Annotated in this window: 17 protein-coding genes, 2 tRNA genes and 1 pseudogene; 12 read left to right on the forward strand and 8 right to left on the reverse strand. The window is 50.3% G+C overall.

The genetic code is table 11. The features are described 5' to 3' along the window. Window positions 1-416 (reverse strand): annotated as a pseudogene (locus BZG77_RS07310) (transposase); the annotation flags it as partial. Between the two features lie 390 nt (window positions 417-806). Here BZG77_RS07310 and BZG77_RS07315 point away from each other — a divergent pair. The 5 genes from BZG77_RS07315 to arsJ all read left to right on the forward strand — a co-directional run bounded on the left by BZG77_RS07315 (window position 807) and on the right by arsJ (window position 5,038). Beyond that, the gene (locus BZG77_RS07315; protein WP_077646749.1) at window positions 807-1,142 is read left to right on the forward strand and encodes a metalloregulator ArsR/SmtB family transcription factor; all 336 of its coding nucleotides are present in this window, start codon (window positions 807-809) and stop codon (window positions 1,140-1,142) included. 62 nt (window positions 1,143-1,204) lie between these two features. After that, a complete protein-coding gene (arsB, locus tag BZG77_RS07320; RefSeq protein WP_077646750.1) occupies window positions 1,205-2,266 on the forward strand; it encodes an ACR3 family arsenite efflux transporter in 1,062 nt (353 codons plus the stop codon). Window positions 2,267-2,372: 106 nt separating this feature from the next. Beyond that, entirely contained in the window at window positions 2,373-2,714 is a 342-nt protein-coding gene (locus BZG77_RS07325; protein WP_021024015.1) for a metalloregulator ArsR/SmtB family transcription factor, read from the forward strand. A gap of 11 nt (window positions 2,715-2,725) precedes the next feature. After that, window positions 2,726-3,733 (forward strand): ArsJ-associated glyceraldehyde-3-phosphate dehydrogenase, encoded by a 1,008-nt coding sequence (locus tag BZG77_RS07330; RefSeq protein ID WP_077646751.1) that lies wholly within the window; start codon window positions 2,726-2,728, stop codon window positions 3,731-3,733. 81 nt (window positions 3,734-3,814) lie between these two features. Then, window positions 3,815-5,038: an organoarsenical effux MFS transporter ArsJ gene (gene arsJ / locus BZG77_RS07335; protein WP_077646752.1), complete on the forward strand. Its 1,224-nt coding sequence runs from the start codon at window positions 3,815-3,817 to the stop codon at window positions 5,036-5,038. Between the two features lie 44 nt (window positions 5,039-5,082). Here arsJ and BZG77_RS07340 read toward each other — a convergent pair whose 3' ends face one another. Then, window positions 5,083-5,436 carry a DUF4168 domain-containing protein gene (locus BZG77_RS07340; protein WP_158011424.1) on the reverse strand — a complete coding sequence of 118 codons (354 nt, stop codon included), beginning with the start codon at window positions 5,434-5,436 and terminating at the stop codon, window positions 5,083-5,085. A gap of 212 nt (window positions 5,437-5,648) precedes the next feature. Here BZG77_RS07340 and BZG77_RS07345 point away from each other — a divergent pair, with 212 nt between their 5' ends. Beyond that, entirely contained in the window at window positions 5,649-6,617 is a 969-nt protein-coding gene (locus BZG77_RS07345; RefSeq protein ID WP_077646754.1) for a glutathione S-transferase family protein, read from the forward strand. Window positions 6,618-6,678: 61 nt separating this feature from the next. Here BZG77_RS07345 and BZG77_RS07350 read toward each other — a convergent pair. After that, window positions 6,679-6,763: transfer RNA gene (locus BZG77_RS07350), tRNA-Tyr, on the reverse strand. Window positions 6,764-6,785: 22 nt separating this feature from the next. Then, window positions 6,786-6,870: transfer RNA gene (locus BZG77_RS07355), tRNA-Tyr, on the reverse strand. Between the two features lie 285 nt (window positions 6,871-7,155). Between BZG77_RS07355 and BZG77_RS07360 the strand changes: the two genes are divergently transcribed. Continuing rightward, complete coding sequence (locus BZG77_RS07360; protein ID WP_077646755.1) at window positions 7,156-8,277, forward strand: efflux RND transporter periplasmic adaptor subunit; 1,122 nt, start codon at window positions 7,156-7,158, stop codon at window positions 8,275-8,277. Then, complete coding sequence (locus tag BZG77_RS07365; RefSeq protein WP_077646756.1) at window positions 8,277-11,426, forward strand: multidrug efflux RND transporter permease subunit; 3,150 nt, start codon at window positions 8,277-8,279, stop codon at window positions 11,424-11,426. Before BZG77_RS07360 ends, BZG77_RS07365 begins: the two co-directional genes overlap by 1 nt. Before the next feature lie 81 nt (window positions 11,427-11,507). On the opposite strand, the gene queC is transcribed toward BZG77_RS07365, so the two are convergent. Together queC and BZG77_RS07375 are read right to left on the reverse strand one after the other, a co-directional pair. Further along, window positions 11,508-12,203 carry a 7-cyano-7-deazaguanine synthase QueC gene (queC, locus tag BZG77_RS07370; RefSeq protein ID WP_077646757.1) on the reverse strand — a complete coding sequence of 232 codons (696 nt, stop codon included), beginning with the start codon at window positions 12,201-12,203 and terminating at the stop codon, window positions 11,508-11,510. A 131-nt stretch (window positions 12,204-12,334) separates the two neighbouring features. Continuing rightward, window positions 12,335-12,769, reverse strand: a complete 435-nt coding sequence (locus BZG77_RS07375; protein ID WP_241844121.1) for an acyl-CoA thioesterase — start codon at window positions 12,767-12,769, stop codon at window positions 12,335-12,337. A gap of 245 nt (window positions 12,770-13,014) precedes the next feature. Between BZG77_RS07375 and dbpA the strand changes: the two genes are divergently transcribed. Continuing rightward, complete coding sequence (dbpA, locus tag BZG77_RS07380) at window positions 13,015-14,397, forward strand: ATP-dependent RNA helicase DbpA (protein WP_077646794.1); 1,383 nt, start codon at window positions 13,015-13,017, stop codon at window positions 14,395-14,397. Between the two features lie 314 nt (window positions 14,398-14,711). On the opposite strand, the gene BZG77_RS07385 is transcribed toward dbpA, so the two are convergent. Beyond that, window positions 14,712-15,773 carry a PLP-dependent cysteine synthase family protein gene (locus BZG77_RS07385; protein WP_198532399.1) on the reverse strand — a complete coding sequence of 354 codons (1,062 nt, stop codon included), beginning with the start codon at window positions 15,771-15,773 and terminating at the stop codon, window positions 14,712-14,714. 133 nt (window positions 15,774-15,906) lie between these two features. Between BZG77_RS07385 and BZG77_RS07390 the strand changes: the two genes are divergently transcribed. From BZG77_RS07390 to BZG77_RS07400, 3 genes are read left to right on the forward strand one after another with little or no spacing between them, the layout of a single operon-like run. Then, window positions 15,907-16,374 (forward strand): Lrp/AsnC family transcriptional regulator, encoded by a 468-nt coding sequence (locus BZG77_RS07390; RefSeq protein ID WP_077646759.1) that lies wholly within the window; start codon window positions 15,907-15,909, stop codon window positions 16,372-16,374. A gap of 41 nt (window positions 16,375-16,415) precedes the next feature. Next, window positions 16,416-18,176 (forward strand): ABC transporter transmembrane domain-containing protein, encoded by a 1,761-nt coding sequence (locus BZG77_RS07395; protein WP_077646760.1) that lies wholly within the window; start codon window positions 16,416-16,418, stop codon window positions 18,174-18,176. Beyond that, window positions 18,169-19,929 (forward strand): ABC transporter transmembrane domain-containing protein, encoded by a 1,761-nt coding sequence (locus tag BZG77_RS07400; protein ID WP_077646761.1) that lies wholly within the window; start codon window positions 18,169-18,171, stop codon window positions 19,927-19,929. The genes BZG77_RS07395 and BZG77_RS07400 overlap by 8 nt, the downstream gene beginning before the upstream one ends. Before the next feature lie 70 nt (window positions 19,930-19,999). On the opposite strand, the gene tesB is transcribed toward BZG77_RS07400, so the two are convergent. Then, window positions 20,000-20,863 (reverse strand): acyl-CoA thioesterase II, encoded by an 864-nt coding sequence (gene tesB / locus BZG77_RS07405; RefSeq protein ID WP_077646795.1) that lies wholly within the window; start codon window positions 20,861-20,863, stop codon window positions 20,000-20,002. Between the last annotated feature and the right edge of the window lie 69 nt (window positions 20,864-20,932).

Here is a 20,932-nt window from a genome sequence, read left to right on the forward strand (position 1 = left end):
TAGCGGCTTTTTTGAACGTTGTTGCCAGTGACGAAAGCTGCTGCGATGTACGCTAAATACTTGGCACAGTTTGTTAACTGGATAGCTCGTCTTGAGTTTCTCGATTATCGAGAATTGTTCAGAGAGTCGGACATCAAGAGAGCGGTAGCCTTTTTTAAAATGTCATTATGCTCCTCAAGGCGCGCCAGCTTTTTCTTTAGCTCCCGAATTTCAATTTGCTCTTGTGTGATGKGGGAAGCATGAGGCGTAACGCCTTGTTGCTCTTGTCTCAGTTGTCTTACCCACTTGTCCATGGTGGATTTGCCCACGCCCATGGCAGTAGCTGCTTCGATAATCGTGTAGTTTTGTTCGAGAACAAGCTCAGCGGCTTCACGTTTAAATTCAGCGCTGAAAGTACGTCTTGTGCGTTTGGTCATGGTTTCACCTGTCATGCTATGAGGCGTATCTTAACACCTCTAATCAGGTGGCCAAATTCACTATGCCACTACACTGGGAAGAAGGCATTCAATCCCCAGCAAAGTAGGAGAGTGACGCCGAGCATACTAAAAGATGCCCACACAGGGTATCGACGAAGAGACTGTAACATTCTCGAAGCTCACACCATTCACGAAGGCCCGTAATGTATCAAAAACGTCGCCATTCGCCGCGTAAAAAAAGCGTAAAGTCTATTCGAGTGATGGCAAAGAGGTAGAATTTGTCGACGAAACCACGCTCTTTTTAATTAATCATTATTTACCAGTGCCCAGATTGACATATGGAATTCCATATATATGATATGCCATATGTATGAAAAGTAGACTATAGCGATGTGTGACACCCTAACGTTTTACAAAGCCTTATCTGAGCCCACTCGGCTGACCTCTTTACTGCTGCTGTCTGAGCATGGTGAGCTTTGTGTGTGCGATTTAATGACGGCGCTGGCGTTGAGTCAGCCTAAAATTTCACGGCATTTGGCGGAGCTACGCAAGCATCAGTTAGTCGTCGCAGAGCGTCGTGGTAAGTGGGTCTATTACCAATTACACCCAGCCTTACCTGAGTGGATGCGCGGTGTTTTGCGCACCACAGCTATCAATAACCCCTCGCTTCTGAGCTCTGTCACGCCTGTAATGCAGGGCAATACGGCTTGTGGACATCATCAATAGGTAGCGTGTCGCATCATGAGCAACACGAGTGATTCAACGTCAAATAACCAAGGACTTGTCTTATGACTCAATCTGAAACCTGTGCACCGTCGGCCGCGCAAAAAATGGGATGGCTCGATCGGTATTTAACCGTGTGGATTTTTCTCGCCATGGCCATTGGGGTCAGTGTGGGATGGCTTTTTCCCGACGTTGCGACCCTCAGTGAGCGCTTATCGGTCGGCAGCACCAATGTGCCGCTGGCGATTGGCTTGATCTTAATGATGTATCCGCCACTGGCAAAAGTGAATTATCGTTTACTAGGCTCGGTCACGCGCGACAAAAAAGCCATCACGCTGTCGCTGATCATGAACTGGGTGGTGGGTCCTATTCTGATGTTCGCGCTGGCGGTGCTGTTTTTACGTGATGAGCCAGGCTATATGGCAGGAGTGATACTAATTGGCTTAGCACGCTGTATTGCCATGGTCTTGGTGTGGAACGACATCAGTGGTGGCAATAAAGAGTATGGCGCGGCCCTAGTGGCTCTGAATAGCCTCTTTCAGATCCTGACCTATAGTGTGATGGCATGGCTATTTATCACCGTTTTACCTCCTATGCTGGGGTTACAAAGCTATGTGGTGGATGTGACCATGGGGGACATCGCGCAAAGTGTGCTGATTTATCTGGGTATCCCTTTTTTGGCGGGCTATCTATCACGTACCGTGTTGGTCGCTAAAAAAGGTGAACAATGGTACGAAGACGTCTTTTTGCCACGTATTTCCCCGATAACGTTAATCGCTTTGTTGGCGACCATTGTGTTGATGTTTAGCCTAAAAGGGGAGGCGATTATTGCGTTGCCGCTTGACGTGTTACGTATCGCCGTACCGCTGGTAACTTACTTTGTGTTGATGTTCTTTATTAGCTTCTTTGTGGGTAAAAAACTGGGGATCCCCTATGACCGCAACGCATCAATTGCGTTTACCTCATCCGGTAATAACTTTGAACTGGCGATTGCGGTGGCGATTGCGGTATTCGGCATTCACTCTGATCAAGCCTTTGCAGGAGTGATTGGGCCGCTGGTGGAAGTACCGGTGTTGATTGCCTTAGTGAATGTCGCGCTAAGAATGAAACGGCGCTATACGATTTAATATGAAGTTTTTATGAATACTGACTGATAAGGGTTGTGTGCATGTTGGAAGGTAATAATATGCGTATATCCATATGTGCATTTAATAAAGCGTCATGAGAGAGCGTATGTTGCCTCACCAGTTTTTCAAATTGTTGGCCGATGAAACGCGCGTGCGATGTTTGTTGCTCATTGCTCGTGAAGGGCAGTTATGTGTGTGCGAGCTCACTGAAGCGCTAGACACCTCGCAGCCGAAGATCTCACGTCATTTGGCGCAACTGCGGGCCAGTGGTGTGTTGGTTGATACGCGCCAAGGGCAATGGGTGTTTTATCGCTTAGCCGCTGACTTACCCGGCTGGATGCGCAAACAAATTCAGGGGTTAGTTGATTCCAACTGCCTAAAAGACACTTATCAAGAAGATATCACGCGGCTGGCCAAAATGGCGTCACGCCCCACCTGCTGCGTGTAAAGGAGAAAGCAATGACAATTAAAGTCGGAATCAATGGGTTTGGCCGTATCGGTCGTTTGGCATTAAGGGCAGCATTTGATTGGCCAGAGCTCGAGTTTGTGCATATTAACGATGTGGCGGGAGATACCGAAACGCTGGCGCATCTGCTGGAGTTTGATTCGGTACAAGGGCGCTGGCATCACGCGGTGAGTGTAGAAGGTAACCGCGTACAGATTAACGGCCAAACACTGACGACAAGCCAAGAAAAAGCGATTGATGCCGTCGATTGGTCAGGTTGTGATGTGGTGATTGAGGCAACGGGAAAACACCGTGACGCGGATTTGTTACAACAATACTTGGACCAAGGCGTAAAGCGCGTGGTGGTCTCTGCGCCGGTCAAAGATGAGCGTGTGGCGAATATCGTGGTGGGCGTCAATGACGCGATTTTTGATCCGAGCAAACATCGAATTGTTACTGCGGCGTCGTGTACCACGAACTGCCTGGCACCGATTGTGAAAGTGATCCATGAAAAGCTGGGCATTGCGCAGTCGACCTTCACCACCATTCATGATTTAACCAATACCCAAACGATTTTAGATGCGCCGCATAAAGACTTACGTCGTGCCCGCGCATGCGGCATGAGTTTGATCCCGACAACTACAGGATCGGCGACCGCTATCGTAGAAATTTTCCCGGATCTAAAAGGCAAGATTAATGGCCATGCGGTGCGTGTCCCCCTTGCCAATGCGTCGTTGACGGATGTGATCTTTGATGTGGAAACCGATACCACCGCCGAAGAGGTGAATGCACTGTTGCAAGAGGCCGCGGACGGCGATCTTAAAGGCATTCTTGGTTTTGAGGCGCGTCCTTTAGTCTCGATTGATTACCGTGGCGATCAGCGCTCTACCATTGTCGACGGGTTGTCCACTATGGTGGTGGGTAAGCGTATGGTCAAAATCTATGCGTGGTATGACAACGAAATGGGTTACGCCACGCGCACCGCTGAGCTGGTGCGCAACGTCGGTCTTATCGATCAGTAAGTGATGCTTGTTAACGGTGGCGGTGCATACAATGCATCGCCTTTATTTATCGCTTTTATCAAACCTAAATAGACGGCCACTATGTTTGCTCAATTAAGCCAATCTGTGCGCCAGTATATGCTGGTGACCTTTAATTATTGGAATTTCACCATCACCGACGGTGCACTGCGGATGCTGGTGGTGCTGTACTTTTATGACTTAGGCTACGGCACCTTAGAAATTGCCTCGCTGTTTTTGTTTTACGAATTCTTTGGGGTAGTGACCAATCTTGTCGGCGGCTGGTTAGGGGCTCGATTAGGGCTTAACCGCACCATGAATATTGGCCTAGGCATGCAAATTGTGGCGCTTACTATGCTGGCGGTACCCGCGGCTTGGCTCACCATCCCTTGGGTAATGGCAGCACAAGCGCTATCTGGGATTGCGAAAGATCTCAATAAAATGAGTGCGAAAAGTGCGATCAAAACCCTGGTGCCCGATAATGCACAGGGTGCGCTGTTTAAGTGGATTGCGATCTTGACGGGCTCTAAGAACGCGCTCAAAGGGGCAGGCTTTTTTGTCGGTGGTGCACTGTTGTCTTTCATTGGCTTTCAATACGCGGTGGCAGCCATGGCCGGTGTGCTGACGGTGGTCTTTATTGGCAGTGTAGTGTCACTAAAAGCGGATTTAGGTAAAGCTAAAAGTAAGCCTAAGTTTTCAGAAATATTTTCCAAGTCGCGCAGCGTCAATATCCTCTCAGCGGCACGCATGTTTCTCTTTGGTGCGCGAGACGTGTGGTTTGTCGTCGCCTTACCGATTTATTTGGGCAACACATTCGGTTGGAGCCATAGTATGGTCGGTGGCTTTCTTGCGCTGTGGGTGATTGCCTATGGTGTGGTGCAAGGGATTGCCCCAAAAATTACTGGGAGCCAAGCAGGGCACTCACCGGGTGGTAAAGCGGCGTTAGGTTGGGCAGGTTTATTAGCCGTGGTGACGGGTGTTATTGCTTACGCGATTGGTGAGCAGTGGCATCCGCAAGGGGTGATAATCGTCGGGCTTATGGTGTTTGGAGCGATATTTGCGATTAACTCTTCACTGCATTCCTACTTGATTGTCAGCTACGCCAAAGGCGATGGCGTGTCGTTGGACGTGGGCTTTTACTATATGGCCAACGCGATGGGGCGATTAATTGGCACGGTGTTGTCGGGCTGGGTGTTCCAAGTATGGGGGTTAGCGGCCTGTTTGTGGGTCTCGTTCGCCTTCTTGTTAATCACGACGGTGATTTCGCTGTGGCTACCTAGATCGCACGTCTCGGTGGCTCAAGCCTAAACAATAAGGGCAAGAGAATACACTTGCCCTGTTCCAAGCTATATTCACTCATTGATCATGTTGCTGATCTGCTTTTGCAGTTCTTTATCTTCACGCGCTTGACGAAAGACATTGTTATATTCTTCAATGGATAGGCCTGTTGCCTCAATGGCTTGCGCCATTTCTTTCTGCGTTTCCATCATTAGTGCTTTAGCTTGCTCTTCATCACTGATGCTCTCGAGCTTACTTTGATAGTCTTTAGATATTGAAACAACCTGTTCAGCCGCTTCTGCGTAGCTGCTCACCACTTGGTCAGTCAGCTGATCTGCTGACATTTCGGTTGTCTCATTGGCAGCGAAACTTGGCAGACTGGCTGCAACAAAAAACGCAAAAGGTAGGGTCGCAAATAAACGTTTCATCAATTTTCTCCTTTTATTCATCGCTGTTCACAGTAGAGGACATAGTGAATGAAGGTCAAACGCGAAAAAGGCGATTAAGAAAGTTCTAACAAAATCATGACATTCTCAATATCGGAGCCATTGCTCAGTTTTTTCGAATAACTCCAACAATCGGGTCTGCCGACATTTCTATTGTTGCTTCATATACTGCACATAGAAAGAAAGGAGGACCTATGGGAAAACTGATTGACGGTATTTGGCACGATGTGTGGTATGACACCAAAGCATCAGGCGGGCGCTTTGTTCGTGAAGATGCTGGATTCCGACATTGGATAACCGCGAGCGGTGAAGCTGGCCCAAGCGGGGATACTGGCTTTACAGCAGCGTCTGATCGTTATCATCTCTATGTATCTCTCGCTTGCCCGTGGGCACATCGCACCTTGATTATGCGTCATCTCAAAGGGCTTGAACCCCATATCGACGTGACTGTTGTCGCGCCCGAAATGTTGGAGCATGGCTGGACGTTTTCCGAGCCCGAGCCTTTATACGGGTTTGAGTACGCTCACCAGCTTTACACGCAAGCCAAACCTGACTATACCGGCCGGGTCACTGTGCCGATTTTGTGGGATAAGCAAACCCAGACCATTGTCAGTAATGAATCGGCCGATATCATTCGGATGTTTAATTCGGCCTTTAATGCCATTACGGGGAATGATGACGACTACTACCCAGAAAACCTGCGTGCAGCGGTCGATCAGTGGAATGAATTTGTTTATCCGAACGTGAACAACGGCGTGTATAAATGTGGCTTTGCCACCGAACAAGCGGCTTATGAAGACGCTTTTGATAAGCTATTCAGTGCATTGACGGTATTGGACGATCATCTGAGTCGCAACCGCTATCTGGCTGGGAATCAGATCACAGAAGCAGACTGGCGATTATTTACCACTTTAATCCGCTTTGATCCTGTGTACGTGGGTCACTTTAAATGTAACAAACAACGTATCGCCGACTACTGCAATTTGTTCTGTTATATGAAAGAGTTATTTCAAGTGCCAGGCGTGGCAGGAACGGTCGATATGCACCATATCAAAACCCATTACTACTACAGTCACGGCAACATTAATCCGACGCGCATTGTGCCTAAAGGGCCAGAGCAAGATTTGTGGTCGCCGCATGGGCGGGCGGCTTTGAGTGGATAACGAATAGAATGTGTTGTTTCGCACAACAAACAAGGGCCAGCAAATGCTGGCCCTTTAAAAATGGTGGTGGAGGAAGGATTCGAACCTTCGAAGGCTGAGCCGTCAGATTTACAGTCTGATCCCTTTGACCGCTCGGGAACTCCACCACGGAGTCTTGCTTTRTAAAATTGGTGGTGGAGGAAGGATTCGAACCTTCGAAGGCTGAGCCGTCAGATTTACAGTCTGATCCCTTTGACCGCTCGGGAACTCCACCACGCGATTGGGGCGAATCTTACCAAACCGATTGGAGCTGTAAAGGGTTTTCTTAATCTCAGAATGCGGTTGGTGTTTTTTTCAACGTCTTGCGCCCAAAATCAGCGATAAGCGTTGTTTTTATCGCTTTTTGAAACCTGCCTGAGTTTTCAAAGTCTGAATGCTATGTAGCTAAATCTCGAATTTGGATGTAATAACGATAAAAAACAACGTCTTTACAATTCTTTAAGGACAAAAAAAAGTAGATCAGTACACTGGTGCTATTCAAATAATAAGGTGTGATGCAATGAAAAAATGGATGCTATTGGGCGTCGCTGTGTTGGCGGGGATCGCGTACTGGCAGTTTGGTGACTCGGCGCCATCGACCGACGAGACATCTGCGCCACCACCAGGCGCTCGCTCTGTGGATGTGATGACCGCGCCGGTAGAAACCCAGTCTGTTTCACCGTCTCTGTCGTTAGTGGGAAACGTCAAAGCTCATCAACAGATCAGCATTGAATCGGAAGTGTCGGCACGGATTGAAACCGTCCATGTGCAGCCGGGGGAAACGGTTGAAAAGGACGCACCTTTGGTGACATTTAACCGCGCCAAAGCCCAAGCGGCTGTGCTGGAAGCGTCGGCATATCTGAATGATGAAATGCGTAAACTTAAAGAATACAATAAGTTGGCGCAGCGCGGAGCATTGACGCAAACCGAGTTGGAAGCACAACAAGCCAGCGTCAACATTGCCAAAGCCCGTCTGCAGTCGGCGCAATCTGATTTAGATGATCATCGCCTAACCGCGCCATTTTCCGGGCGTATCGGTTTGTTTGATCTTAGCGTTGGTCAGCGTGTGGACATTGGTGAAACCTTGTTCAGTCTCGATAATCTGTCGCGAATGAATTTGGATATCCAAGTCCCAGAGCAGTATTTCAGCCGCTTATATCCTGATATGCCGGTGGTAGTGACCTCCCAAGCTTGGCCGGACAAAACGTTCAAAGGTGAGATTCGGGTCGTGGACTCGCGTATCAATCAAGACGCGTTATCTGTTGGTGTCCGGGTCGCGTTGGATAACCCTGAAAGCCAGCTGCAACCTGGTATGCTGATGGAAGCAAAATTGGCCTTACCACAACAGCAAGCGGTGATTGTCCCGGTGCAAGCGCTGCAGTATTCCGGCACCCGTCGCTATGTGTTTCGTGTTGATGATGAAGGTATCGCCCATCGTACGGAAATTACCCTCGGTGCACGCATTGATAACCAAGTGGTAGTGAGTAAAGGACTTGAACCGGGGCAAAACATCGTCATACAAGGCTTGGTGAACATGCGCGATGGCGCACAAGTATCAGTGTTAAATGCAGAAGCGCCTAAACATCAAGCTGATGATCAAAGTCGTGTCGATGAGACCGCATCTGAGACGGAGGCCAGCTAATGTGGTTATCTGATGTGTCGGTGAAGCGGCCGGTGATGGCGGTGGTTTTGAGTTTACTGCTATGTGTGTTTGGTGCTGTGTCTTTTTCGACGCTCTCTGTGCGTGAGATGCCGGATATTGATAGCCCTGTGGTGAGCATTTACACCGGATATTCGGGCGCGTCGGCAAGCATTATGGAAAGCCAAGTCACACAGTTGATTGAAGATGAGCTGTCCGGGATCAGCGGTATTGATGAAATTACGTCAGTCAGTCGTAATGGTTCATCGCGCATCACGGTGGAATTTAACCTCGATCATCCCTTGACTGAAGGGGTGAGTGACGTGCGCGATGCGGTGGCGCGTGCGCAAGGAGGATTGCCCGATGATGCCGATGATCCAATCGTGTATAAAGATAACGGCACCGGTGAAGCAGCGATATACATCAACCTAGCGTCATCGGAAATGGATCGCAACCAGCTTACCGAGTACGCTCAGCGCACCCTGGAAGACAGATTCAGTTTGATTTCTGGGGTGAGCTCGGTCGACTTATACGGCGCGCTGTATAAAGTGATGTATGTCAAACTGAACCCCACCCAGATGGCAGGACATGGGGTCACGACCCAAGATATTCTCGATGCATTGCGGGAGGAAAACCTAGAAAGCCCGGGCGGGGAAATCCGTAATGACGTGATGACCATGCCGGTGCGTAGCGATCGTTTATATCGTGATGCGGAAGATTTTAAACAGCTGGTGATCCGTACCACGGCCGATGGTACGGCGATTTATTTGTCGGATGTGGCGGACGTCGCTATTGGCTCACGTAATGAAGATGCCACCTATAAAAATAATGGTATCAACAACCTGAGTTTGGCCTTGATCCCACAATCCGGTGCCAATCCGCTTGATATCTCTGATCGTGCCCATAAGCTCGTGGATGATATGCAGGCGTTTCTCCCTGAAGGCACGCGTCTGTGGGTCGATTATGACACCACCATATTTATCGAGCGATCGATAGAGGAAGTGTACAGCACGCTCTTTGTGACTGGTGCGTTGGTGGTGCTGGTATTGTATATCTTTATCGGCCAAGCGCGTGCGACACTGATTCCCGCGGTGACCGTGCCCGTATCATTGATTTCGGCCTTTATCGTCGCCTCGGCACTGGGATTCTCGATTAATCTTCTCACCTTAATGGCGCTGATCTTAGCGATTGGGTTAGTGGTGGATGATGCCATCGTGGTGGTCGAAAATATCTTCCATCATTTACAGCAAGGCGATAAACCCTTGGTGGCCGCGTACCGCGGGACGCGAGAAGTTGGCTTTGCGGTGATTGCGACCACGGCGGTGCTGGTGATGGTGTTCTTACCCATTACCTATATGGACGGCATGATAGGCAAGCTATTCACAGAATTTGCGGTGATGCTGGCCGTGACCGTGTTGTGTTCATCCTTGATTGCTCTGACGCTGACGCCCGTGCTGGGCAGTAAGTTACTGCGCTTAAATGTGTCATCCAGTCCGGTCAACCGCATTGTGACACGTGGGTTTGAGCGGCTTGAAAGCTATTATCGGCGCGCTTTAGTGCAGGTGCTGCGCTGGCGTTGGATGGCCCCAGTAGTAATCCTACTTTGCCTTGGTGGCAGTGGGGCGTTAATGCAATCTTTACCGTCTCAGTTGGTGCCGCAAGAAGACCGTGGTGTACTGTTAGCCTTTGTGAAAGGCGCTGAAGGGACGGCTTATAACCGCATGGTGGGCAACATTGAGCAAATTGAACAGCGCTTAATGCCACTGGTGGAAGCGGGCACCTTGAGTTCGGTGAGCTTGCAGACGCCCGCGTTTGGTGGTCGTGCCGGCGATCAAACCGGCTTTGTGATCATGCTTTTACCGGATTGGGATGAGCGCGATCGCTCAGCGCAAGCCATTCTCGGAGAAGTGCGTCAGGTGCTAAACGGTGTGCCAGATGTGCAAGTGTTCCCGTTTGCGCCTGGCTTTGGTGGCCGAAGCTCTGAGCCAGTGCAATTTGTGCTCAGTGGCCCGGATTACCCGGAACTTCATAACTGGGCGGAAAAACTAGGTGAAATGGGGCGCGAAGCGGGCATGATTGAAAGTCCCGATTACGACTACAGCCAAAATACACCAGAGCTAGTCGTGAAAGTGGATCGTCGCCGTGCGTCTGAACTCGGGATCTCGGTACGGGATGTTTCAGATACTCTGGAAGTCATGCTCGGTGGCCGCGCCCAGACCAGCTATGTGGATCGTGGTGAAGAATACGATGTGTATGTCCGTGGCGATGAAAATGCGTTTAGCAGTAAGAGTGATCTTAGCCGTATTTACATGCGCAGCCGTAGCGGTCAATTGGTCTCGCTGGATGCGGTGACCTCGGTAGAAGAAACGGCGTCTGCGCAGCGTTTAAGCCATACCAACAAGCAAAAATCGATTACCGTATCGGCGCACTTAGGTGAAGATGTGACCCTAGGTCAAGCGCTTGATTATCTCGATTCCGCAGCGGCCGAGATGCTGCCTGCCGACATTTCGGTAGGCTACTCGGGTGAGTCGAAAGACTTTCGTGACAACCAAACCAGCGTGCTGGTGGTGTTTGGTTTAGCCCTCTTGGTATCGTACTTGGTGTTAGCGGCGCAATTTGAAAGCTTTATCAACCCCTTGGTAGTGATGTTGACGGTGCCCATGGGGATGCTAGGTGGCTTTTTAGGTTTGTGGCTGACCAACCAAGGGATCAATATCTATAGCCAAATTGGTTTGATCATGCTGATTGGGATGGTGACCAAAAACGGCATTTTGATTGTGGAGTTCGCTAACCAATTACGTGACCGTGGCATTGCGTTCGAAAAAGCGATTATCGATGCGTCAGTCCGTCGCTTGCGACCGATTTTGATGACGGCGTTTACCACCTTGGCAGGGATGATCCCGCTGATCCTGTCAACCGGGGCGGGGGCAGAGAGTCGTATCGCGGTTGGGACGGTGATCTTCACCGGCATGGCCTTTGCGACCTTTGTCACCTTGCTGGTGATCCCAGCGATGTATCGCTTGCTCTCGGTACATACCCATTCGCCTGAGTATGTGGCGCAGCAATTAGATAAAGCGTTGGCAGTGGAAACCGTGCATCGGACCAGTCATGGTGAGTTTGATACCCATCCGCATGATGAGCCGCATAAATAGCCGCTGTTGTATGCTCGATACAAAAACCGCCTCGCGATGAGGCGGTTTTTTATTTCTTGTTACTATCAGGGATGCGCGCTGTTACGCGTTTTCGGCTTGTTTGCGTTGCAGTGCGGCTTGCACGTCCGTTTGATTGGCAAGGTAGTCATCTAAGCCACGCTGACGTAAGTGACAGGCTGGACATTCACCACAGCCAGTGCCTTTAATCCCGTTATAACAGGTTAGGGTGTGGTCGCGCACAAAATCGAGGGCGTGATACTGATCGGCCAGTGCCCAGGTCTCGGCTTTATTCAGCCACATCAGTGGTGTGACTAGCGCGAGTTTTCTGTCCATGCCGCGTTCAAGCGCTTGCTGCATCGATTGAATAAAATCATTACGACAATCGGGGTAGCCCGAAAAGTCAGTTTCGCAGACACCGGTGATCACCGCCTCAGCGCCAATTTGATAGGCGTAGATGCCGGCCAACGTCAAAAACAAGATATTCCGTCCCGGCACAAAAGAATTGGGCAGGCCGTTTTCGTTCAGCGCGTTAGAAACGGGAATGTTGTCGCGTGTGAGCGAGCTAATCGCTAATTCGTTGAGCAAGCCAACATCTAATACCTTGTGCGCACTGACTTCGCGGTTTGCAGCAATCTCACGGGCAACGTCAATTTCTTGCTTGTGACGCTGGTTATAGTCGAAAGTGAGGCAATGCACTTCGTCGTACGCTGCCTGCGCTTGAATCAAACAGGTGGTTGAATCCTGTCCTCCGCTAAATACCACAACGGCTTTTTTCATCGGTTTGTCCTTTGGCGGTGCTACTTACCCAGTGTTACACAGAGCACGGATGGTACCCCTGTGTGGTATCGACAGCAAGCCAGACGCGATGATGTAATCCGTTAGGCAACGCGCAGTGTTCGTCCCTATGCTTACTGTTTCGCCACAAAGGCTTTTAACCCTTCGAGCGTTTCAGCTGGGATAGGGCAGCTTTTACCGGTGTTAAAATCGCAATAGACAATCAAAGCTTCGCCCTCGGCCACACAGCGCTCTTGATTGTGACTGTAGATTTCATACTTCATCGCATAGCGCTTTTCTTGAATATCTTCCACCCAAGCCACGGTGGTGATGGTATCTGGATACACCAAAGGGGCGCGATAATCGCAGCGCGTCGAGCCGACCACCGGGCCAACATGCAGTCGTTTGGCTAGCTCGAACACTTCCAGTTTTTCAAGCATCACCACGCGCACATCTTCAAAATAGCGAAAGTACACGGTGTTATTGATGTGTTGCAGGGCGTCCATGTCGTTCCAAACAATTGCCTGCGTATGAGAGAGTGGGTAGTTTTCTACTGGGATATTTGCCACAAGACAATCCTCCTTTATTGTGTGCCTTGATTGCACACCAAGCACAATGACAAGACAAGCTGGGCAAGTGTAAATACGGAGCTTGGTCTAACAATTGCGTAACAGAATGAATAAAGTGGCAAAGTAGGGAGCAAAGCGTGTGGCTATAATCGACTAATGTGGCAGCAGCCAGATTCTGGTATGATACGCCCCCTTTTTGGCCGTGCTTGGGCGCGGCTTTGTTTACTTTTGCTGTGGATACGACTTTGACTGATACCGCTTTTTCCTCGCTCGCGTTACCTGCTGATTTACTCGATAACTTAGCGACGCTGGGTTACACCGAAATGACACCGATTCAGGCGCAGAGCTTGCCGTCTGTGCTCGATGGTAAAGACATTATTGCTCAAGCAAAGACAGGTTCAGGGAAAACAGCGGCGTTTAGCCTTGGCGTGTTAGCCAAACTGAACGTGAAGCGCTTTCGCGTGCAATCTTTGGTGCTGTGTCCAACCCGTGAGTTGGCCGAGCAAGTCGCTGAGGAGATGCGCAAGTTGGCGCGTGGCCGCCATAATGTCAAAGTACTGACACTGTGTGGCGGGGTATCGATTGGCCCACAAATTGGCTCACTGGAGCATGGTGCACACATTATTGTCGGCACTCCAGGGCGTGTCGACGATCATTTACGCAAGGGTACATTGCGCCTCGATGATGTTGAAACCTTGGTGTTGGATGAAGCCGATCAGATGCTGGATATGGGCTTCCAAGATACCTTGGATGCTATCATTGCGCGTGTTCCCGCTCATCGCCAAACCTTATTATTCAGCGCCACCTTCCCGCGCTCGATCAATGCTATTGCCCAGCGAGTGCTGAGCCACCCTGTCTCCGTTAAAGTGGATGAGGTGCAAACGCAAAGTACAATCTCGCAACACGTCTATAAAGTTGATGATAACAGGCAGCGTTACCAAGCGTTAAAACTACTGTTATTGCACTTTCAGCCGCAAAGTTGTGTGGTGTTCTGTACGACCAAAGTCCAAACACAACAAGTGTGCGATAACTTAGAAGATGATGGTTTTAGCGCTGTTGCCTTGCATGGCGATATTGAACAGCGTGGCCGTGAGCGCACTTTGGTAAAATTTGCCAACAAAAGTGCGTCCGTGCTGGTGGCCACTGATGTCGCCGCGCGAGGCTTAGACATTGATGACATGGATATGGTGATCAACTATCAACTCGCCCACGATCCGCAAACTCACGTGCACCGCGTCGGCCGTACCGGTCGCGCTGGCAAAAAAGGGGTGGCGTGTTCTCTGTATAACGATGCTGAGCACTATAAGCTGGCGATGATTGGCGATCAATATGACCGCGATTTTCTCCCTGAATCTCTGCCGTCGCAGCACTTGCTTGACACTGCGCCTTACCAGCCTGAGATGGCAACCTTGATGATTGACTCGGGTAAAAAGCAAAAAGTACGCGCGGGCGATATTTTAGGCGCACTAACCGGTCAAGATGGTATTGACGGTAAACAGGTGGGTAAAATCAATGTGCTCGATAATGTGGCGTTTATTGCAGTGTCACAATCTTGCGTTAAAGCCGCGTTGCGTAAGTTGAATGATGGAAAAGTGAAAGGCCGCACCATTCGCGCCCGCCGGGTTTGATCTTTACCTCAAGCTATAGATTAGCTTGCTAAGCTGCTAAATTAACTGCAATGGTGCCATTGGCGACGATGACACAAGCCCCAGCACGATGATGGGTATGTGCACATTGTCAACGGGCGCCTGTCACGTTTGGCGCCAATTTTGACCCCGATGTCGGATGGCGCGCGGCCCATATCGTGATAATGATTGGCATTGTGCTGGCGCTTATACCGACCTACGCCTGATTTATATATCGGTGGTGCCATCGGCGACGATTGCTCGTTCCCACGCTCCTGCGTGGGAATGCATACAACGTCTGTATAGACGATGGCGCGTTACCCCAACACCGTCTGCAAATCATGGGTCGCTTGGTCGAGCGCGCCAATGTGCTCGCGTACCCAATCAGGGTTGTAATAGGTGTCTAGGTAGCGCTCGCCGCTGTCACATAGTAAGGTGACGATAGAGCCTTTCTCGCCGTTGGCGCGCATTTCATTCGCCAGCATCAAGACGCCGTACAGGTTAGTACCCGTGGACGCACCGGCTTTGCGGCCAAGCTGGCTTTCTAGCCAGTGAATGGTGGCGATACTGTGAGTGTCCGGCACTGTGGTCATTCTATCAATCACGCCGGGAATAAAGCTGGGCTCGACACGTGGCCGTCCAATCCCTTCAATCCGACTGCTCTCATCCGTCGTTAAGTTTTTATCGCCGGTGAGGTAGTAATCGTGAAACACCGAGTGCTCAGCATCGGCCACCATCAGCTGAGTCGGTTGGCAACGATAACGAATGTAACGGCCAATGGTCGCTGAGGTACCGCCGGTGCCTGGGCTCATCACAATCCAGCGAGGGATCGGAAAGCGCTCGTACTGCATTTGATCAAAAATACGGTTGGCAATGTTGTTATTGCTACGCCAGTCCGTTGCTCGCTCGGCATAGGTAAACTGGTCCATGTAATGGCCGTTTAGCTCTTTAGCAAGGCGGCGAGACTCGGCATAGATCTGGTCTGACCGCTCGACAAAGTGCGCTTCACCGCCATAAAAACGGATTTGCTCAATCTTCTTACACGCAGTGTTTTTGGGCACTACGGCAATAAAACGTAAACCAAGCAGACGGGCAAAATACGCTTCGGAAATGGCAGTACTGCCTGATGAGCTCTCAATAATGGTGGTGTGCTCATCAATCCAACCATTACATAAGCCGTACAAAAACAAAGAACGCGCCAAGCGATGCTTCAAGCTACCGGTCGGGTGGGTGCTCTCGTCTTTAAGATAGATATCAATGTCTGTAAAGCTAGGGAGATCGAGCTTAATTAAATGCGTATCTGCAGAGCGTTTAAAGTCCGCTTCAATCAGGCGAATCGCGTTACCGACCCAAGTATGGCAAGGCTGTGGGGTTGTCATCATGCGTCTCCGAATGCGTAATTAGCACCAGTTTACGTAAAGTGTGGGATAAAAACCTTGCTATTTTTGCTCTATAATGACGCCAAAAGAGAAAAATAAACTCTTAAATAATACTTAATGGAAATAAATTTTCATGACTGTCACTTTAGATGAGATAGATCGCACTTTACTCGCGGCGCTGCAGGAAGATGCCAACTGGTCTGTGGCTGCGTTGGCCGAACGGGTGAATTTAACCACCACCCCCTGTTGGAAGCGGCTGAAACGGCTGGAATCACAAGGCGTGATCCGCGGGCGGGTGGCATTGCTTGACCCGGAAACCGTTGGCCTAGCCTTTACCGCCTTCGTCCACATCAAAACCAATGACCACAGTGAGCAGTGGTACAAAACCTTTACGGAGGTGGTGACTGAGTTTCCTGAGGTGATGGAATTCTATCGCATGGCAGGTGAGTATGATTACATGATGAAGGTGCAGGTGGCTGATATGACTCGATTTGATCATTTTTATAAAAAGCTGGTCAATTCTGTGCCAAGTCTGAATAATGTGACATCAACGTTCGCCATGGAAGCACTTAAATACACCACCGCCCTACCGATCGGATAGGTCAGATAAATAATAAAAGGCGGGGAGAATAAGGAGCCCTCATGAAGGTGTTTTGGCAGTTAGGCTGGTTTTTTAAACGTGAATGGCGTCGTTATCTCGGCGCCATGATTATTTTGGTATTTGTCTCTGTCTTCGAGCTGATCCCGCCGATGGCCGTGGGCCATGTGGTCGACGGCGTGGTTGCGGGGGATATTTCTACGCAAACACTGTTATGGCTATTAGCGGGCATGCTGGCTATCTGGGGGGTGGTGTATCTGCTGCGCATTGTTTGGCGAGTGTGGCTTTTCGGTGCGGCGGCGGAGCTTGGCTCTGTGCTGCGTAATCGGCTTTATGATCACTTTACTCGCCAATCTCCGCATTTTTTCCGTCGCTATCCGAGTGGCGATATCATGGCGCGCTCCACTAATGATGTAAAAGCGGTGGTGATGACCGCCGGAGAGGGAGTCCTGACCGCGGGTGATTCCATTATCACAGGTGCGGCGGTATTGATTGTGATGGTCAGCCAAATCAGTTGGCAACTGACGATTTTAGCGCTGTTGCCGATGCCGGTGATGGCCTTTTTAGTCAATCGGTTTGGGCGCCGTTTACATCATACCTTCACCGAGTCACAAGCGGCGTTTTCTGATCTGTCAGAGGTAAGTCAGTCCTCACTGTCAGCAGTGCGTATGGTGCGTGCATTCGGCTTAGAGCAGCATCAAATGAATCAGTTTGATCAAGTCGCCGATCGCACTGGGGAGAAAAACCTCGCGGTGGCGCGGGTTGATGCGCTGTTTTCGCCGGTGATCCAAGGCACCATTGGCGCGTCGTTTTTCTTTACCGTGTCCGGTGGTGGCTATTTGGTTGCTAACGGTGAGATTTCGTTAGGGGATCTTACCGCGTTTACCTTGTACCAAGGTTTGATGATTTGGCCGATGCTCGCGATCGCCTGGCTGTTCAATATTATCGAACGGGGCCGAGCGGCGTGGACCCGTATTGATGCGCTGATGCAAGAGCAGCCAGACATTGTTGGTGGTGACACGCCGCTGCCAGACACCATGCAGCCGTTGACGCTAGCCATTGAGCAGTTTAAGTGGCAACCGGATGACAGTTTTGCCCTCAAAGATATCCATGTGACCCTCTCGCCAGGGGCAATGCTGGGGATTGCGGGCCCGGTTGGCAGCGGCAAGTCCACCTTGTTACAACTTCTATTGCATCTGACTACGTTGGAAAAAGGCGATATTCGTTATGGTGATGTATCGATTGCGAACGCTGATTTGTCGTCGTGGCGACAACGTTTTGCGGTGGTGACGCAAACACCGTTTTTGTTCTCGCGATCGATTGCGGAAAACATCGCCCTCGGTCGCCCCGACGCAAATCAAGCGGAGATTGAACACGCGGCTCACTTGGCTTGTATTGACGAGGATATTCGTCAGTTGCCGCAGGGCTATCAAACGGCTGTTGGAGAAAAGGGGATTACTCTGTCCGGTGGGCAAAAGCAGCGGATTTCGATTGCTCGCGCATTATTGGTGGGTGCCGAGTGTTTGATTTTGGATGATGCCTTGTCGGCGGTTGATGGTGACACTGAGCATCGGATTTTGCAGAATCTACAACAGCATCAACAAACGCGTACCACGATCGTGATTGCTCACCGCTTATCGGCCTTGGAAAGCGCCGACGAAATCGTGGTGCTTAGTCATGGCCAAATACGCGAGCGCGGTCAGCATCGTCAATTGATTCAACAGCCAGGATGGTATCAAGAAATGCATCAATATCAGCAGCTGGAAGCGGCACTGGATGCCGATGAGGAGCCGCGCAATGACTAAGCGAGAGATTTTATATCGGCTATTAAGCTATATGCGTCGCGATCGTCGCCAGTTTGTGATTGCCGCCATTTTCTTATTGGTAGCCGCGGTGGCGGAAGTGACCGGCCCTTATTTGGTGCAAATCTTTCTTGATAGCTATGTTGCCAAAGACCATTATCCGGCGATGATCATGTGGGCGCTTGCGGTGGGGTACATTGTATCCACCATTGTTTCGGCCGGCTTCCAGTATCAGTACGAGTTACGCTTTAACACCATGGCGGTGGCGATTATTCAGCGGATTCGAAAAACCGTGTTTGCCAATGTGATCAAACAGCCGTTATCCGCGTTTGACTATGTGCCGATGGGACGGATTGTCTCGCGCTTAACCAATGACACCGAGTCGTTGAAAGAGCTGTATGTGTCGGTGCTTTCGACTTTTTTACGCAACATCGCCTTGATTAGCGTGATGCTGGTGGCGATGCTGATGCTCAGTATTGAACTGACGTTAGTCGTGCTGGTGTTATTGCCCTGTGTCATCTTGGTAATGGTACGGTATCAAAAACGCTCAGCGCCCGCCTATCGACGAGCGCGAGACCGACTTGCTGATATCAACGGGGTGATGAACGAGTCGGTACAGGGCATGAATCTTATCCAATTGATGCAGCAAGAGCAGGCGTTTTCTTCCCGTTTTCAAACGATGACGGCGGATCACTTGGATGCCATGGTCACCATTCAGCGCCTTAACGGGATCTATCTCCGTCCCTTGATTGATTTGCTCTCCGGTGCCGCCTTGCTGTCCTTAGTGGCAATTTTCGGCGTCAGTGGAATGGAAGTGATTGGCGTCGGGGTGCTCTATGCTTTTTTGAGTTACCTGGGTCGAATCACTGAGCCGCTGATTGAGATGATGCAACAATTATCACTGCTTCAGCAGGCGATTTCAGCGGGGGAGCGATTGTTTGAGATGATGGATACCCCGCCTGAGCAATATGGTCATGACAGTACACCGATTCCTGACGGTGCCATTGCACTGCGTGATATATCCTTCTCTTATGATGGCGAAACGCCAGTGTTGTCAGAGGTAAATGTCAATGTACCTGCTGGCGGATTTCTGGCACTGGTGGGCCATACGGGGAGCGGTAAATCAACCTTAGCGTCATTACTCATGGGGTTTTATCGCCCAGGAAAAGGCACGTTAACGCTGGGTGGTTTGCCGATTGAAACCTTAAGCCATCAAAGTTTGCGCGAGGGCGTGGCGATGGTGCAACAAGATCCGCACATGTTAACCGGCAGCTTAAAAGAAAACATCGCGCTGGGACAGACACTGGACGATGCTGTGATTTGGCATGCATTAGAGCAAGTAGCATTGGCAGAGTACGTGAAAGGCTTACCTGCTGGTTTAGAGACTCAATTGGGCGAGGGGGGAATGACGTTCTCAGCTGGGCAACGTCAGCTATTGGCTCTAGCGCGGGTGTTAGTCCGTCAGCCTAAAATATTGATCCTTGATGAAGCCACCGCCAATATCGATTCCGGTACCGAAGAGCTTGTTCAGCAAGCATTAAATAGGTTACGTCAGCAGATGACAGTGGTAGTGATTGCGCACCGTTTATCGACTATTGCCGAGGCTGATAACATCTTGGTCTTGCATCGTGGCCGCGTGATTGAGCAAGGGCGTCATCAAAGCCTGCTGCGTCAGCAAGGTCGCTATTGGCAGATGTACCAGCTTCAGCAAGCCAGCGCTCACTTGGCGGCGCTTGAGGAAGAAGCGCAGGCTTAGTCGTGTCATAGGTAAGAAAATTAAAAAGGGGCTCAGGCCCCTTGTTTGCAGCGAACAGAGTCGCTGAGCGCTAGGAGAGCTTACGCATTAACCCTTCTTGAGTAGCAGAAGCCACGAGGTCACCTTGTTGGTTAAAAAGCTCTCCGCGAACAAATCCACGTGCACCACTGGCGGAGGGGCTTTCAATCGCAAACAACAGCCACTCATCCATTCTAAACGGGCGGTGGAACCACATAGAGTGATCAATAGTGGCCACTTTCATGCCTGGAGTCAGTAATGTTACCCCGTGAGGTTGTAGCGCAGTGACCAAAAACCCCCAATCCGCCGCGTAGCCCAGCAAGTATTGGTGGACATGGTAGTCATCGCCAACTTCACCGTTAGCACGGATCCAGAGGTATTGCTTCGCTGGGGCCGTCTCTGGCTTCAGTGGGTTGATCACAGTCGTAGGGCGAACTTCTATTGGTTTATCACTGCCAAACGCTTTGACAACATTGGCGGGCAGTTTGTGGGCAATATCTGCGACCAGTGATTGCTCCGAGCGCAAGGTTTCCGGAGCGGGCACGTCTGTCGGCATTGAGTTTTGATGCTCGAAACTTTCCTCTTCCTCTTGATACGATGCGGTAAGATAGAAAATCGGTTTGCCGTACTGTACGGCTTTTATTCGCCGAGTACTGAAACTTTTTCCATCTCTGAGTATCTCAACATCATAGATGATCGGTTGTTCCGGGTCGCCTGGACGCAGGAAGTAGCTGTGGAATGAGTGCAAAAAGCGATCGGCTTCGATGGAGGTTTTCGAGGCAGACAACGCTTGTCCAATCACTTGCCCGCCATACACTTGGGGCAGTCCAAGGTTTTCACTCTGGCCGCGGTAAAGGCCGGTGTCTAATCGCTCAAGCTGCAGTAATTGTAAGAGTTCTGTCAGTGGTTGGCTCATAAGTCCTTGATTCATGTTATGCTTCCATTGTTATTATTCAAGCTATCATAACCTTAGCGTTTTTGCCGC

It is taken from the genome of Salinivibrio sp. IB643, assembly GCF_001996105.1.
Taxonomy (GTDB): domain Bacteria; phylum Pseudomonadota; class Gammaproteobacteria; order Enterobacterales; family Vibrionaceae; genus Salinivibrio; species Salinivibrio costicola.